We start from the raw sequence: 16,351 nt of genomic DNA, 5'->3' as shown, positions 1-16,351 counted from the left end.
CGACGCCGCCCCGCCGTCTCACCCCCTACGGCATCCCGTCAGGAAAACCCAACTGCCATGCTCCGCTTCCTCATCCGCCGGACCCTCGGCGCCGCTGTGATCCTGCTGATCATCAGCGCCCTGGTGTTCGTCCTGTTCTACGCCGCTCCGCGTGACCCCGCCCGCATCGCGTGCGGCAAGGTCTGCACCCCCGAGACCCTGGCCCTGGTGAAGAAGAACCTGGGGATCGATCATTCGCTCCCCGTGCAGTACTGGGACTGGCTCAAGGGCGTGTTCACGGGGCGTGACTACGCCTCCTTCGGGCACTGCAACGCGCCGTGCCTCGGCTACTCGTTCCAGAACCGCGAGCCGGTCATGGGCACCATCCTGGACCGCTTCCCGACCACCATCTCCCTGGCCATCGGCAGCGCCGTGGTCTTCGTGATCTTCGGTGTCGGCACCGGCATGCTGGCCGCGGTGAAGCAGGGCAAGGCCCTCGACAAGATCGCCAGCTCGGCCTCGCTGATCGCGTCGTCGATGCAGATCTACGTCGTCGGCGTCTTCGCCACCTACCTCCTCGTGGACCAGTGGCACCTGCTGGTGCGGGCCAACTACACGCCGTTCACCCAGAATCCCGGCCAGTGGTTCGAGGGCCTGCTGGTGCCGTGGCTGGTGCTGTCGCTGATCTTCACCGCCAACTACACCCGTATGACCCGCTCCCAGATGGTCGAGTCGCTCAGCGAGGACTACGTCCGCACCGCCCGCGCCAAGGGCCTCTCGCGCCGTACGGTGTTCTTCCGCTTCGCCTGGCGCGGCGCGATGGGCCCGATCGTCACCATCTTCGGTCTCGACCTCGGCACGCTGCTCGGCGGCGCGATCATCACCGAGTCGACCTTCAGCCTCCAGGGCATCGGTGCGCTGTCGGTGAAGGCGGTCAACACCAGCGACCTGCCGATGCTGCTCGGAGTCGTCCTGGTCGCCGCCGCGGCGATCGTCGTCTTCAACATCATCGTCGACTCCGTGTACGCCCTCATCGACCCGCGCGTGCGCCTCGCTTAAGGAGAGACCATGAGCACCCCCTTCCTCTCCCTGCGCGACCTGAAGGTCCACTTCTCCACCGAGGACGGCGTCGTCAAGGCCGTCGACGGGCTGTCGTTCGACCTGGAGAAGGGCAAGACGCTCGGCATCGTCGGCGAGTCCGGCTCCGGCAAGTCCGTCACCAACATGGCGATCCTGGGTCTGCACGACCCGCGGAACACCACGATGGACGGCGAGATCGTGCTCGACGGCAAGGAGCTGATCAGCGCCACCGAGTCCGAGCTGGAAAAGCTGCGCGGCAACAAGATGTCCATGATCTTCCAGGACGCGCTGGCCTCGCTCTCGCCTTACCACACCATCGGCGCGCAGATCGCCGAGACGTACCGCAAGCACACCGGCGCCTCCAAGAAGGAGGCCCGGGCGCGGGCGATCGAGATGCTGCGCCGGGTCGGCATCCCCCAGCCCGACACGCGCGTGGACGACTACCCGCACCAGTTCTCCGGCGGTATGCGCCAGCGCGCGATGATCGCCATGGCGCTGGTCTGCGACCCCGAGCTGCTGATCGCCGACGAGCCGACCACGGCCCTCGACGTGACGGTCCAGGCCCAGATCATGGACCTGCTCAAGGACCTCCAGCAGGAGTTCGGCACCGCCATCATCTTCATCACCCACGACCTCGGCGTCATCGCCGACATCGCGGACGACGTGCTGGTGATGTACGGCGGCCGGTGCGTGGAGCGCGGCACCAAGAAGCAGGTGCTGAGCGCCCCGGACCACCCCTACACCCTGGGTCTGCTGAACTCGATGCCGAGCCTGGAGGGACCGGTCGACGTGCCGCTCTCCCCCATCCCCGGCTCCCCGCCCTCGCTGCTCAACCCGCCGTCCGGCTGCCGCTTCCACCCGCGCTGCGCGTTCGCCGAGAAGGTGTCGGACGGCCGGTGCTCCACCGAGCGCCCGACGCTGGAGGTGGCCGAGGGCCGAGGCTCCGCCTGCCACCTCACCGCGGAGCAGAAGCAGGACCTCTTCGCCGACTTCGCCGGAACCCGGCACAACTGACGGACACCAGACGGGACTTCACGACCATGAGCAACACGAACCCCCTCCTGGACGTCTCCGGGCTCACGAAGCACTTCCCGATCAAGGGCGGCTTCCCCGTCCGCCGTACGGTCGGCGCGGTGCAGGCGGTCGACGGCCTGGACTTCCAGGTGGCCGAGGGCGAGAGCCTGGGCCTCGTCGGCGAGTCGGGCTGCGGCAAGTCGACCACGGGCCGGCTGATCACCCGCCTCCTCGAACCGACCGGCGGCAAGATCACATACCGCGGGCAGGACATCACGCACGCGGGCCGCAAGCAGCTGGCGCCGATCCGCTCCGAGATCCAGATGATCTTCCAGGACCCGTACGCCTCGCTGAACCCCCGGCAGACGGTCGGCAAGATCATCTCCGGCCCCATGGAGATCAACGGCATCCGGCCGGAGGGCGGCCGGGAGAACCGGGTCCGTGAACTCCTGGAGATCGTCGGTCTCAACCCCGAGCACTACAACCGCTTCCCGCACGAGTTCTCCGGCGGCCAGCGCCAGCGCATCGGCGTGGCCCGGGCGCTGGCCCTGGAGCCGAAGCTGATCGTCGCCGACGAGCCGGTCTCGGCCCTGGACGTCTCGATCCAGGCCCAGGTCGTCAACCTGCTCCAGAAGGTCCAGAAGGAACTGGGCATCGCGTTCGTCTTCATCGCCCACGACCTCGCGATCGTCCGGCACTTCTCGCAGCGCGTCGCGGTGATGTACCTGGGCAAGATCGTCGAGATCGCCGACCGCGCGGACCTGTACGACAACCCCCGTCACCCGTACACCCGGGCCCTGCTCTCCGCCGTGCCCGAGGCGACGGTGGACGCGGAGCCGCGCGAGCGCATCCGCCTGGTCGGTGACGTCCCCTCCCCGATCAACCCGCCCTCCGGCTGCCGCTTCCGCACCCGCTGCTGGAAGGCGACGGAGAAGTGCGCGACGGAGGCACCGCCGCTGGTGCAAGTGGACGGCAACAAGCCTGGCCACCTCACGGCCTGCCACTACCCGGAGACGCAGGAGACGGCCCCCGCCCCCCGCCCGGCCAAGGCCGACCTCGTCAAGGACACCGAGACGGCAGCCTGACCCGAACAGGCCCCACCCGAAGGCCCGCGCCCGCCCAGGCGCGGGCCTTCGGCGTTGGCCGCCCCTCTCCCCCTTCGGCCCCCGTCGCCCACGCCCCTTCCTGGAACGAATGCGGCCCCCTCCCTCCAGCCGACAGCCCTGCACAGCCGGCTCCAGGGCCCGGCACCGGCCAGGCCCACCGCCCTTCCGGGCCGCTCTCTGAAGCGAGCGGCCCCACGACCACGCTCCGACTCAGGCCACGCCCGAGCCGCCCTCGCCCTCCCACCCGCCACCTTCACCACCTTCGTCGACGCCTTGAGGCGCCAGAGTTGAGAGACCCTCAAGAACTCCACCGGAACCTGACACACCGTTCAGTTTCGTGTGTCACACTGCCGCGGTGGTAGATCATTCGTTCGCCGATCTCTCGCTCGCCGCGCTCTACGACAGCCTCAACCCCTGGGGGCCGGGTGACGACTTCTACCTCGGTCTGGTGCGGGAGGCCCGCGCGGTGCTGGACATCGGATGCGGGACCGGGCGCCTGCTGCGGCGGGCCCGGGCCGAGGGGCATCCGGGACGGCTGACGGGACTCGATCCGGCCGCCGCCATGCTCGTCCAGGCGCGCAGAGCCCGGCCGGACGGCGTCGAGTGGGTGCTCGGAGACACCCGAGTGCGAAGCTGGGACGGCGAGTTCGACCTCGTCGTCATGACCGGACACGCCTTCCAGGAGCTGACCGGGGACGAGGAGATCCGCCGCCTGCTGCACGCCGTGCGGGAGGCTCTCGGGCCCGGCGGGCGGTTCGTGTTCGAGACCCGTAATCCGGCCGCCCGGGCCTGGGAACGGTGGACCCCGGAGCGGGTGCACGAGGTCACGGCGGCCGACGGCACGCCGGTGCGGATGTGGCACGAGGTCCAGGGCGACGGGCTGCACCGCGGGCGGGTGCGGTTCACCGAGACGTACGAGGGCGACGGCTGGCCCGCGCCCCGGGTCAGCCACGGCGTCCTGCGGTTCCTCGACGACCACGCCCTGCGGGACGTCCTCGGCGAGGCCGGGCTGAGCGTCGTGGCGCAGTACGGGGACTGGCAGCGCGGGCCGCTCACCGCCATCGGCCCCGAGATCATCACCGTGGCCGAAAGGGCGCGCTAGCCCGGCTGCCCGCAGAAGCGCCTCAGGCGCCCGGCTCGCCCGGCCGCTCCTCCAGCGCCGCCAGTGCCGGGTCCAGGATGATGTCCTCGTCCCGCGCCTCGATCGTCGGCTCCTCCGGGAAGTGGCAGGCCGTCAGATGGCCCTCGTGGTTCCCGGAGAGCCGGACCAGCGGTGGCTCCTCCGACGCGCACCTGTCCTGTGCCTTCCAGCAGCGGGTGCGGAAGCGGCAGCCCGAGGGCGGGGCGATCGGGGAGGGGACGTCACCAGCCAGCCGGATGCGCTCGCGGCCCGCGCTGTCGTCGTCCGTGAGGTTCACCTCGGGTACGGCGGACAGCAGGGCGTGGGTGTAGGGGTGGCGGGGACGGACGTAGATGGACTCGCGGTCGCCCACCTCGATGATCTTCCCGAGGTACATCACGGCGACGCGCTGCGAGAAGTGCCGGACGATCGCGAGGTCGTGGGCGATGAAGAGGAAGGCGATGCCGAGCTCGTTCTGGACCTTCTGGAGCAGGTTTACGACCTGGGCCTGGATCGAGACGTCCAGGGCCGAGACCGGCTCGTCGGCGACGATCAGCTTCGGCTCCAGGGCCAGCGCCCGGGCCACGCCGATGCGCTGGCGCTGGCCGCCGGAGAACTCGTGCGGGAAGCGGTTGTAGTGCTCGGGGTTGAGACCGACGATCTCCAGGAGTTCACGGACCCGGTTCTCCCGGCCGCCCTCCGGCCGGATGCCGTTGATCTCCATGGGACCGGAGATGATCGTGCCCACCGTCTGCCGGGGGTTCAGCGACGAGTACGGGTCCTGGAAGATCATCTGGATCTCGGAGCGGATCGGCGCCAGTTCCCTGCGGCCGGCGTGGCTGATGTCCCGGCCGCGGTAGGTGACCGATCCGGACGTCGGCTCCAGCAGCCGGGTGATCACCCGGCCGGTGGTGGACTTGCCGCAGCCCGACTCGCCGACCAGGCCGAAGCTCTCCCCGGCGTGCACGGTCAGGTCGATGCCGTCCACGGCCTGGACGTGGCCGATGGTCCGGCGGATCGGGAAACCGCCTTTGACGGGGAAGTACTTGGTCAGCTTCGAGACCTGCAGCAACGGCTCCCCGTCCGTGCCGCCGCCCTGTTCGCGCGGTGCCGGAAGGACCAGGTCCTCTGTCATGCCGGTGACCTCCTGGAACGTCTGACGACCTAGCCCAGTCGGGGCTTGATCTCCTCGATGAAGATGGTCCGCTTCTGGTCCGCGGTGAGATGGCAGGCCGCTGCCCGGTCGGGGGCGAGGAGCGGTCGCTCCCCCGCGCAGCGGCCGGTGCCCGCCACCCGGTCCTGGAAGGTGCAGCGGGGGTGGAAGCGGCAGCCGGACGGCGGGCGGAGCAGCGAGGGCGGCGTGCCGGGGATCGGGGACAGCCGGCCGCCTGGATCGGAGTCGAGGCGCGGCATGGAGTTCAGCAGGCCCCAGGTGTACGGGTGCTGGGGCGAGCGCAGCACCTCGTGCGTGGTGCCCCGTTCCACCGCTCCGCCCGCGTACATCACCATGATGTCGTCGGCCATGTCGGCGATCACCCCCAGGTCGTGGGTGATGAAGATGATGCCGGATCCGAACTCCTGTTGCAGGTCCTTGAGCAGATCGAGAATCTGCGCCTGCACGGTCACGTCGAGGGCGGTCGTGGGTTCGTCGGCGATGAGCAGGTCGGGGTCGCAGACCAGCGCCATGGCGATCATCGCACGCTGGCGCATACCGCCGGAGAACTGGTGCGGATAGTCCTTCGCCCGCTCCTTCGGGTTCGGGATGCCGACCTTGCCGAGCATCTCCACGGCCCGCTCCCAGGCGGCCTTCTTGGAGGCGCCGTTGTGCTTCATGTACGGCTCGGCGATCTGCCGGCCGACGGTGTAGTACGGGGAGAGCGCGGTGAGCGGGTCCTGGAAGATCATGGCGACCTTGTTGCCGCGCAGCTTCTCCAGCTCGGACTCGCGCGCGGTGGTCAACTCCCTTCCGTCGAGCAGGATTTCGCCCTCGACCGTGGTGAACATGGGGTTGTGCAGCCCGAGGACGGTCAGGTTGGTCACCGACTTGCCCGAGCCGGACTCCCCCACGATGCCGAGCGTCCTGCCCCGCTCCAGGTCGAAGGAGAGCCCGTCCACGGCCCGTACGACGCCGTCCTCGGTCCGGAAGCTGACGTGCAGGTCCCGTACGGAGAGAAGAGGGTTGCTCATGACGTCTGCTTCTCCTTCGGCCTCAGGACAGCCGCACGCGCGGGTCGATGAAGGCGTACGCGGCGTCGACGATGATGTTGAACAGCAGGATCATGCTGGCCGAGAAGAGCATCACGCCGAGCAGCAGCGGCAGATCGCTGAAGTTGACGGCCTGCACGGCGAGGTTGCCGAGGCCCGGCAGGCCGAAGGTGTACTCGGTGATGATGGCGCCGCCGAACAGCGAGCCGAGGTCGATGCCGAAGATGGTGACGATCGGGATGAGCGAGCCGCGCCAGGCGTAGCGGAAGAAGACGTAGGCCCGGGACATGCCCTTGGCGCGGGCGGTGCGGACGTGCTCCTCCTGGAGCTGTTCGATCATCGAGGAGCGGGCCATACGGGTGTACTGCGCGGCGAAGATCGTGGACAGCACCACCCAGGGGATGACCAGGCCGCTGAACCAGCTGACGGGGTCCTGGCTGATCGGGGTGTAGGCCGGCTTGTCGAACCAGTGGGTCTGGTAGACGAGGACCGCGAGGGCCAGCGGGCCGAGGAAGTAGATCTGGAGCGAGCTGACGACCATGGCGCCGGCGGTGGCCGTCTTGTCGACCAGCGTGCCGCGCCGCCAGGCGGCGAGCAGTCCGGTGCCGAGGCCGACGAGCAGGAAGCACGCGGCCGCGCCCAGGGTGAGCGAGACGGTGGTGGGCAGGCGGTCCATCAGCGTGCCCCAGACCTGCTCGTCGGTGTGGTACGAGTAGCCGAAGCAGGGGGCGGGGCACGGTCCCTGGGCGAACTGGCCGCTGCCCAGGACGAGGTTGTGCAGGAAGATCCCGTACTGCTCGGTGAGGGGCTTGTCGAGGCCGAGCACATGGTGGATGTTCGCGATGCTGTCCGGGTTGCAGGTCTTGCCGCACATCAGGAGTGCCGGGTCCCGGGGCACCCCGAAGAAGAGCAGGAACGCGACGATGCTCAGCAGGAACAGGATGACGACGGCGCCGATGATCCGGCGCACGAGGAAGCGCAGCATGACAGGGCAGCTCTCAGACGTCGGCGGCCGGGCCGGCACCCGGCGCGCACCCCGACCGGGAGCGCGCCGAGTGCCGTACGGGGACGGTTACTTGATGAAGAGTCGGCGCGGGTCGACGCCGCCGATCACGTCGTCGTAGACGAACCCGCCGACGCCCGAACCGGCGATCTGGACCTGCTTGTAGTAGCCCGTCGGGACGACGTTGACCACCTTGGTCAGCAGGTACTTGTCGAGCTTCTCCCACTCGGCCGCGGCCTTGACCGGGTCGGTGATCGCGCTGATGCGGTCGATCTCGCTGTTCACGTGCGTGTCGTTGACCTGCGAGTAGTTCGCCGCGCCGTCGGCGATCTGCCGGCCGTCGAAGGAGGGCGGGATCACCGTGGAGGCGGACGGCCAGTCGGCGCCCCACGCGCTGTGGAAGATGTCGTAGTTGTTGTTCAGCTTGGAGACCTGGTCGTAGTAGGTCTCGGACGGGATCTCCTGGCGCTGCACGTTGAATCCGGCCTTGGTCAGGCCCGCGGCCATGGCGGTGGAGTACTGCTGACCCTCGTTGGTGTTGATGTAGCCGAAGGTCAGCTTCATGTTGAGCTTGCCGGCGTCCTGGAGCAGTTTCCTGGCCTTGGCCGGGTCGCCGCCGGGGTTCTTCTTCTTGCCGAACGGGTCGAAGGAGGCGTCGTAGCCGGAGACGGTCGGGGAGATGATGCCGCCCGCGACCTCCATGGCGTCGCTGCCGCCGTAGGCCCGCACGAACGGCGAGATCGGCAGGGCGTAGGCGATGGCCTCGCGGACCCGGATGTCCTTCATCTCGGGCTTGCTCATGTTGATGTTCATCTGGCCGACGTACGGCTGGTAGCCGGAGACCGTGCGGGACTTGAGCTTCGGGTCCCCGAGCACCTTGGAGAGGTTGCCCGCGTCGACCTGGTTGCTGAAGCTGACGCCGGTCCGGTCGGGCCCGCTGTCGGCGAGCAGCGCCTTGGTGGAGGTCTCGTACTGCTGGTTGAACGTGATGTTGAACCGGTCCACGTACTGGTGCCGGATCGGGTCCGTCTTCGGGTCCCAGTTCGGGTTCCTGACCAGCACCATCGACTTGCCGGACTGGAACGACTGGATCTTGTACGGGCCGGTGGTGACCGGGTTCTTGTCGTACTTCTGCTGGGTGTCGCCCTTGGCGGAGACGACCGCGTAGCCGGCCATCGCCAGGGTGTACGGCAGGTCCGGGTGCGGCTTGGCGAAGTGGAAGACGACGGTCTTCGCGTCGGGCGTCGACAGGACGCTGTCCGGCAGGTGCTTGCCCTTGTACGGGCCGTCGGGGAGCAGCTTGCGGTAGCCGGTGCCCGAGGTGTTCGCGAGCCACTGCTGGAGGTAGCTCGGGCCCTGGGTGATGAAGGGCGCGAAGAGACGCTCGACGGTCTGGCGGACGTCCGTGGAGGTGATCGGCGTGCCGTCCGCGAACTTGATGCCGTCCTTGAGCGTGTACTTCCAGGTCTTGCCGCCGTCGGTGGTGGTGCCGGAGTCGGTGGCGAGGTCGCCGACCACCTCGTGCTGGTGGCCGTCGTCGCTGGTCGCCTTGTAGCCGGTGAGGCCTCTGTGGATCAGCTGCGCCATCGCCATCTGGTCCTGCACGTAGATCTGGGCCGGGTCGAGGTGGGCGTAGCTGTCGCGCGCGAGCACCTCCATGGCTCCGCCGGACTTGGCGCCGGGCACCGGGGCCGCGGGGCCGGTGGAGTCGGCGGCGTTCCCGAACTTGATGGGCGCCTGCTGGCTCTTGGCGTTCTGCTGGTCCTTCTTGTCGTTCGTACCGGTGTCGCTGCCGCCCTTGCTGCAACCGGTGAGCACGAGAGCTCCGGCCGCGAGCACGGAGAGTGCGCCGTATGCGTGGCGTCCGCCCCTACTCATCACGAGATCCCACCCATCTGTGAAACTGACGTTCCGTCGGATTGCGGTACGGGAGTTGCGGTACGGGGGTCAGCGCGCGGTCTTGGGATCGAAGGCGTCTCTGACCGAGTCCCCGAGCAGGTTGAACGCGACGACGAAGATGATCATCGAGATGCCGGGGAAGAACATGTAGGTGATGTCGTTCTCCATCACCAGTTGGGTGGACGCCTTGGAGAACATCTGCCCCCAGTCAGGCGTCGGTTCGACGATGCCCACGCCGAGGAAGGACAGACCGGCCTCGGCGGTCACGAAGTTGGGCAGCAGATAGGTCGCCTGCACCAGCAGCGGGGTCACGATGTTCGGCAGGATCTCCCTGCGGATGATCCGCCACGGCGAGGCGCCGCTGACCTTGGCCGCCTCGATGAACTCCCGTTCGCGCAGGGCGAGTGCGGTGCCGCGCAGGATGCGGCCGAGGCCCATCCAGCCCAGGAACCACTGGACGAGGATGAGCGCGATCACCCGGACGTAGGTGGGGGTCTGGTCGCGGGGGCTGACGAACAGGGAGACGACGACCGGCATGCTGGCGATGAAGAACAGCTGGGCCGGGAAGGCGAGCAGGAAGTCGATGACCCGGCCGAGGAGGTAGTCGGTCCTGCCGCCGAGGTAGCCGGCGGTGACCCCGAGCAGGATGGCGGTGACGACGACCGCGAGGGTGACGGCCACCGAGATCGTCAGCGAGGTGCGGATGCCGTAGATCAGCTTGGTGAAGACGTCGTAGCCGTTGCCGGGTTCGAGTCCGAACCAGAAGTCGCCGCTGATACCGCCGTTGGGTTTGACCGGCACACCGGCGCTGTCGAACAGGTCCGGGCGCTCGTCCGCGTACACCGTGTACGGATCCTTGCCGTACACCTTGGAGATCAGCGGGGCGAGCAGGCCGATCAGGAAGAAGAAGCCCACGACGTAGGCCGAGATGACACCCGTGCGGTCACGCTTGAAGCGCATCCACATCAGGCGGCCGGGTGACCGGCCCTCTAGCTTGACGGCACTGGCTTCTGTCTCGACAGTACTTGCCACGGTTTATCCGTTTCAAGGTGTGAGTGATCCACGCATGCACCAACAGGAGGGGGTTTCGCGGCTAACTATCTGCCATGGCTCGACCACCGACCACTGCCTGCAGATCTCAATTCAGTCACGGGCAGCAAAGAGCCCGGGCACCCCACCCTCGGGGCACCCGGGCTCAACTGCCGGTGGATCAGCCGTGCTTGGCGCGGCTCGCGGCGCGGGCGCGCTCACGGGCGTCCAGGTTCACCTTGCGGATGCGAACGGCCTCCGGGGTCACCTCGACGCACTCGTCGTCACGGCAGAACTCCAGCGACTGCTCCAGCGACAGCTTGCGCGGAGGCACGATCGACTCGGCCACGTCGGCCGTCGAGGACCGCATGTTGGTGAGCTTCTTCTCCTTGGTGATGTTGACGTCCATGTCGTCGGAGCGGGAGTTCTCACCGACGATCATGCCCTCGTACACCTCGGTGCCCGGCTCGGTGAACAGCACGCCGCGCTCCTGGAGGTTCGTCATCGCGAACGCGGTGACGGAGCCGGAGCGGTCGGCGACCAGCGAGCCGTTGTTACGGGTCTGGAGCGTGCCGAACCAGGGCTCGTGGCCCTCGTGGATGGAGTGGCCGATACCCGTGCCGCGGGTCTGGGTCAGGAACTCGGTCCGGAAACCGATCAGACCGCGGGACGGCACCACGAACTCCATGCGCACCCAGCCGGAGCCGTGGTTCGACATGTTGTCCATGCGGCCCTTGCGGACACCCATGAGCTGCGTGACCGCGCCCATGTGCTCCTCGGGCACGTCGATCGTCATGCGCTCGACCGGCTCGTAGACCTTGCCGTCGACCTCCTTGGTGACGACCTGGGGCTTGCCGATGGTCAGCTCGAAGCCCTCGCGGCGCATCTGCTCGACCAGGATGGCGAGCGCCAGCTCACCACGGCCCTGGACCTCCCAGGCGTCGGGGCGGTCCGTCTCCAGGACACGGAGGGAGACGTTACCGATCAGCTCGCGGTCCAGACGGTCCTTGACCTGGCGGGCGGTGACCTTGCGGTCCTTCACGGCCGACTTCGCGTCGGCGCCCTTGCCGGTGCCGCCCCGGCCGACCAGCGGCGAGGTGTTCGTACCGATGACCATGGAGATCGCGGGCTCGTCGACCGTGATCAGCGGCAGCGGGATGGGGTTCTCGGTGTCGGCCAGGGTCTCGCCGATCATGATGTCCGGGATACCGGCCACCGCGCAGATGTCACCCGGGCCGGCCACCTCGGCGGGCCTGCGGGTGAGCGCCTCGGTCATCATCAGCTCGGAGATGCGGACGTTGCTGACCGAGCCGTCGCGCTTGATCCAGGCAACCGTCTGGCCCTTGCGCAGCTCGCCCTGCTCGACGCGGAGCAGCGCGATACGGCCGAGGAAGTTGTCGGCGTCGAGGTTGGTGACGTGGGCCTGGAGCGGGGCGGCCTCGTCGTAGGTCGGGGCCGGGATGTGCTCCAGGATCGTGGAGAAGAACGGCTCCAGGCTGTCGCTGTCGGCCGGGACCGTGCCGTCGGCCGGCTTGGTCAGCGAGGCGACGCCGTCACGGCCGCAGGCGTAGACGATCGGGAACTCGATCTGGTCCTCGTCCGCGTCCAGGTCCAGGAACAGGTCGTAGGTCTCGTTGACGACCTCGTCGATCCGGGAGTCCGGGCGGTCCGTCTTGTTGATGCACAGGATGACGGGCAGGCGCTGCTGGAGCGCCTTGCGCAGCACGAAGCGGGTCTGCGGCAGCGGGCCCTCGGAGGCGTCCACGAGCAGCACGACACCGTCGACCATCGACAGACCGCGCTCGACCTCGCCGCCGAAGTCGGCGTGGCCGGGGGTGTCGATGATGTTGATGGTGATGGGCTCCCCGCCGTCCTTGGGGTGGTACTTCACCGCCGTGTTCTTGGCGAGGATCGTGATGCCCTTCTCACGCTCCAGGTCGTTCGAGTCCATGACTCGGTCGTCGACCTGGTCGAGCTGGTGGGCGGCGAACGCGCCGGCCTGCTTCAGCATGCCGTCGACGATGGTGGTCTTGCCGTGGTCGACGTGGGCGACGATGGCGACGTTGCGGATGTCGTGGCGCGTGGCCATGAAGGCGTACTCCCGGAGTGTGAGGAAGGCCGTCGCGTACGTCCGTGTGACGCGGGCCCTGCCGGGCTTCACACGCCACGGCCTCACCCCATGGTACGTGGCCCCGGGACGGTCGGCCTCCTCAGGGCCGTGTGATCATCACCGCGCAGGCCGGGCGGCCCTCACCTCGTGGGGCTCGGGGAGATCTTCGCGCCCTTCTTCAGATACCCCATGTCCTCGTAGACGGGCGTCTGGAATCCGAACGCCCCGACGTTGACGAGGTTCTTCCTCGTCCCCACCAACTGCGGCCGCTGGTACAGCGGAATCGATCCGGCAGCGGCCCAGATCCTGGAGTCGGCCTTCCTGATCAGGTTCCGCGCCTCCTCCTCGTCCAGGGTCGCCGCGGCCTGGTCGAAGAGCTGGTCCACCTGGTCCGTGCCGACCCGCGTGTAGTTCTGCTCGACGTTCACCGAGCCGTCGGCGGCGGGCACCGGCTTGGCGTAGATCGGGCGGGCGTCCGTCGCCGGGAACGCGGAGGACGGCCACGAGTACAGGGCGAGGTCGTAGTCGCCGGAGGCGATGTGGTCCTTGAAGTAGCTCTCGTCCGGGACCTTGCTGATCGTCGTGCGGATGCCGACCCGGTCCAGCATCGCGGAGATCCGCTCGGCGACCGTGTGCAACGTCTCGGAGCCGGGCCCGGAGGGGAGCACGAAGCGCAGCGCGAGCGCCTTGCCGTCCTTGGCGAGCGGTCCGGCCGGGACGCCGGCCGGGGCGGCCGTGCCCTTGGGGGCGTACGCGCCGGGCACTCCCCCCTGCCGGCCCTCCTGCGCGAGGTGCCGGTCGCCGCCGTCGCCGCTCTTGTTGTCCTCGCCGACGATGTACTGCCCGTCCTTGCCGCCGTCCGACGGCTTCTCCTTGGCGCTCTTGTCGCTCTCGGGACCGGCCGCCTTCTTGCCCTTCTTCTGCTCCTTGACCGGGCCGCCCGCCACCCAGCCGGCGTCGGCGAGCAGCGCCGCCGCCTCCTTGGTGTCCGCCTGCCCGACGGCGCCGCTGCTGTCGGCGTAGTCGCTCTGCCCGGACAGCGCGAGATGGCTGCCGACCGGGACCGCGGGCAGGCCCAGCGGGGTGAGGACCAGTTTGGCCAGTTCCTTGCGGTCCAGGGCGCGGGCGACCGCCCGGCGGACCCGCTCGTCGGCGAGGGGGCCCTCGGAGCCGTTGAGGGCGAGCTGGGTGTAGGCGGGCTCCAGCGACCTGCGGACGTCGAAGCCGCGCAGCGCCTGCTGCTCGTTCAGGTACGCGCCGACGTCCTTGCGCAGTTCCTCCTCGTCGGCCTTGACCTTGTCGGGGCCGAAACCGTGCGCCCGCGCCCAGGAGCGCAGCTTCTTCACGGAGGTCCTGCCGGAGCCCTGGAGCGGGCTTCCGGCGCCCTGGGCGGCGAGCCCGATCAGCTGCGCTTCGGCGGGGTCGACGTCGGCGGCGTCCAGGCTGCCGTCGGCGAGCGCGGCGGCCCGCTTGTCGCGGGGTACGGCGTGCAGCTCGATCTGGGACAGCTTGGCCGGCCTGCCCCACCAGCGCGGGTTGCGGGTGAGGACCACGTCCTTCGCGGCGGTGTCGACCTTGTCGACCCTGAAGGGTCCGGCGGTGATCTGGAGCTTGCGCCGGGCGCCGTCGTTGAAGGCGTCCGGGCTGCCCATGACCTGCTTCGGGTACAGCGGTGAGAACAGCGACTTCCAGTCGGCGTAGGGACGCGAGAAGGTGACCCGGACCTGGAGGTCGCCGGCGCCGCGCTCGATCTTCTCGATGCGGTCGTAACCGGCGTTGCGGGCGGTCCAGTAGGAGCTGTCCTTGCCGGACAGGGCGCGCCACTGGGCGACGAAGTCGGCGGCGCCGATCTCCCGGCCGTCGCTCCAGACGGCCTGCTGGTTCAGCTTGTACTCCACCACCTGGCGCGGCTCGGTCTCGATGACCTTGGCCGACTCCAGGTAGGCGGGGTTGGGCGCCGGCCGGCCCTGGGCGTCGAGGCGGAACATCGAGGGCAGGACGGCCTGGGCGATCCGGGTGGTGCCGGCGTCGGCGTCGGCCTGGAAGGTGTTCAGCGTCTCGGGGACGGCGTCGACAGCCCACTTCAACGTCCCGCCGTCGGCGATCAGGTCCCGGGCGGCCGGGGCGATGTCCTGCCCGGCGAGCGGCTTGCCGGCCTCGTCGACGTCGGCGCCGCAGCCGGTGAGGAACGGCACGAGGGCGCCGGCCGCCAGGAAGGCGACCGAGCGCGTGAAGTGCCGCGAAGCGCACTCGGCCGTCCGCGGCACCGTCGTGGCCGAGCGCGCAGTTCCCCGCGCCCCTTCGGGGCGCCAGCCCTCGTTGGACATTTCTGCTACCTCCGGGAAGCCGCGGGCGTTATGATCACGTTTGGCGGTATATGGAGCTGATCAGATCTATGCGGCCCACTGAAGAGGAAAGGATCCGGCAACCGAGGGCGACACGGCGATGACGGGTGGTGACCTCACCCGTGTGGCGCAACACCACCGCTGATGCATCCGTACGCCTCCGCCAATCGCTGCACATGCCTTCACATCGGCACGTGTGACGCGCAACACTCCAAGGCGCATGAACGTTGCCGCCCAAGGCCCGCCGGACCCGCGGAAGTGAGGGCACACCATGTCCGTGCACGACGACATCGCCTCGGTCCAGCGCTCCCTCGACGAACTGAACCGCTCGCTGGGGCGCCTGGAGCACCAGCTCGGCAGCAACGGCCTGGAGATGCGCCGGGTCCGAATGGACGCCGACCATCTGCGCGAAAGCCTCGGGCTGCTGCGCGACACGGCCGACAAGGGCACCGCGCCCCGCCGGCCCGACCTCGTCACCATCTCCGACACGCCGTACGACCGCTCCCTGTGGGTCGACACGGACGACGAGGGACTGGGGGCCCGCGACCGCCACGCCCCCTGAACCGACCCGAACCGACCGGAGTCATCCCTTGGCCACTGGTACGGAACCCCAACAGAACAGCGGCGGCGTACGGGCCCGTACGCGCGCCGCGATCGCCGCCCCGCATCTGCGGACCGACCGCTGGTGGCTGGCCCCCGCCGTCACCGCGGCCGGTCTGTTCGCCTTCGTCGTCTACTCGACATGGCGGGCCTTCGCGGGCACGGACTACTACGCGGCGCCGTACGTCTCGCCGTTCTACTCGCCCTGTCTGGCGCAGAACTGCCGGACCATGCACGCCGGTCCGAACGCCGACCTCTTCGGGAGCTGGTGGGGCCTGTCCCCCGCCATCATCATCCTGATCTTCCCGCTCGGCTTCCGGCTGACCTGCTACTACTACCGCAAGGCCTACTACCGCAGCTTCTGGGCGTCCCCGCCCGCCTGCGCCGTCGCCGAGCCGCACGCGAAGTACACCGGCGAGACCCGCTTCCCGCTCATCCTCCAGAACGTCCACCGGTACTTCTTCTACGCCGCCCTGCTGGTCGCCGGCGTACTGACCTACGACACCGTGCTGTCCTTCCGCGACACGCACTACCGGTGGGGCCACATGGGCCTCGGCACCCTGGTGTTCCTGGTCAACATCGTGCTGATCTGGGCGTACACCCTCTCCTGCCACTCGTGCCGGCACATCGTGGGCGGCAAGCTCAAGCACTTCTCCAAGCACCCCGTGCGCTACCGGGCGTGGCAGTTCGTGGGCCGGCTCAACGCCCGGCACATGCAGCTGGCGTGGGCGTCGCTGTTCAGCGTGTGGCTCGCCGACTTCTACGTGTATCTCGTCGCGTCCGGGGTCTTCGCCGACCCGCGCTTCTTCTAGGAACAGACCCTCTAGAAACAGATCGATCTCTAGAAACAGGTGGAGCCGA

General features: G+C 68.8%; 13 protein-coding genes. 6 read left to right on the top strand and 7 right to left on the bottom strand.

Annotated elements, in window-relative coordinates; translation table 11 throughout:
• Nucleotides 1–57 precede the first annotated feature (57 nt).
• The 4 genes from AC4OXY_RS31080 (at nt 58) to AC4OXY_RS31065 (ending at nt 4,281) form a co-directional block, all read left to right on the top strand.
• On the top strand, nt 58–1,038 hold the full coding sequence (locus tag AC4OXY_RS31080; protein WP_356026529.1) for an ABC transporter permease: 981 nt from the start codon (nt 58–60) through the stop codon (nt 1,036–1,038).
• A 9-nt stretch (nt 1,039–1,047) separates the two neighbouring features.
• Entirely contained in the window at nt 1,048–2,073 is a 1,026-nt protein-coding gene (locus AC4OXY_RS31075) for an ABC transporter ATP-binding protein (protein WP_356026527.1), read from the top strand.
• Nucleotides 2,074–2,099: 26 nt separating this feature from the next.
• Complete coding sequence (locus tag AC4OXY_RS31070; RefSeq protein ID WP_491991443.1) at nt 2,100–3,158, top strand: ABC transporter ATP-binding protein; 1,059 nt, start codon at nt 2,100–2,102, stop codon at nt 3,156–3,158.
• 376 nt (nt 3,159–3,534) lie between these two features.
• Complete coding sequence (locus tag AC4OXY_RS31065; RefSeq protein WP_402063851.1) at nt 3,535–4,281, top strand: class I SAM-dependent methyltransferase; 747 nt, start codon at nt 3,535–3,537, stop codon at nt 4,279–4,281.
• Nucleotides 4,282–4,303: 22 nt separating this feature from the next.
• On the opposite strand, the gene AC4OXY_RS31060 is transcribed toward AC4OXY_RS31065, so the two are convergent.
• From AC4OXY_RS31060 to AC4OXY_RS31030, 7 genes are all read right to left on the bottom strand, one after another.
• Complete coding sequence (locus AC4OXY_RS31060; protein ID WP_491991442.1) at nt 4,304–5,434, bottom strand: ABC transporter ATP-binding protein; 1,131 nt, start codon at nt 5,432–5,434, stop codon at nt 4,304–4,306.
• A gap of 29 nt (nt 5,435–5,463) precedes the next feature.
• Nucleotides 5,464–6,486: an ABC transporter ATP-binding protein gene (locus AC4OXY_RS31055; protein ID WP_356026519.1), complete on the bottom strand. Its 1,023-nt coding sequence runs from the start codon at nt 6,484–6,486 to the stop codon at nt 5,464–5,466.
• A 22-nt stretch (nt 6,487–6,508) separates the two neighbouring features.
• On the bottom strand, nt 6,509–7,489 hold the full coding sequence (locus AC4OXY_RS31050) for an ABC transporter permease (protein ID WP_356026517.1): 981 nt from the start codon (nt 7,487–7,489) through the stop codon (nt 6,509–6,511).
• An 87-nt stretch (nt 7,490–7,576) separates the two neighbouring features.
• The gene (locus tag AC4OXY_RS31045; protein ID WP_362818456.1) at nt 7,577–9,385 is read right to left on the bottom strand and encodes an ABC transporter substrate-binding protein; all 1,809 of its coding nucleotides are present in this window, start codon (nt 9,383–9,385) and stop codon (nt 7,577–7,579) included.
• Between the two features lie 69 nt (nt 9,386–9,454).
• Entirely contained in the window at nt 9,455–10,438 is a 984-nt protein-coding gene (locus AC4OXY_RS31040; RefSeq protein ID WP_356026513.1) for an ABC transporter permease, read from the bottom strand.
• A 178-nt stretch (nt 10,439–10,616) separates the two neighbouring features.
• The gene (gene typA / locus AC4OXY_RS31035; protein WP_491994666.1) at nt 10,617–12,524 is read right to left on the bottom strand and encodes a translational GTPase TypA; all 1,908 of its coding nucleotides are present in this window, start codon (nt 12,522–12,524) and stop codon (nt 10,617–10,619) included.
• 161 nt (nt 12,525–12,685) lie between these two features.
• A complete protein-coding gene (locus AC4OXY_RS31030; protein ID WP_356026511.1) occupies nt 12,686–14,872 on the bottom strand; it encodes an ABC transporter family substrate-binding protein in 2,187 nt (728 codons plus the stop codon).
• A gap of 289 nt (nt 14,873–15,161) precedes the next feature.
• Here AC4OXY_RS31030 and AC4OXY_RS31025 point away from each other — a divergent pair, with 289 nt between their 5' ends.
• Together AC4OXY_RS31025 and sdhC are read left to right on the top strand one after the other, a co-directional pair.
• Nucleotides 15,162–15,452 carry an Rv0250c family protein gene (locus tag AC4OXY_RS31025; protein WP_356026509.1) on the top strand — a complete coding sequence of 97 codons (291 nt, stop codon included), beginning with the start codon at nt 15,162–15,164 and terminating at the stop codon, nt 15,450–15,452.
• Nucleotides 15,453–15,480: 28 nt separating this feature from the next.
• Nucleotides 15,481–16,302 (top strand): succinate dehydrogenase subunit SdhC, encoded by an 822-nt coding sequence (gene sdhC / locus AC4OXY_RS31020; protein WP_376288810.1) that lies wholly within the window; start codon nt 15,481–15,483, stop codon nt 16,300–16,302.
• Nucleotides 16,303–16,351: the final 49 nt, after the last annotated feature.

The organism is Streptomyces sp. HUAS MG56 (assembly GCF_058673395.1).
Note: the sequence above shows the minus strand (reverse complement) of the source record. Positions and strands in the feature narration are given on the sequence as shown.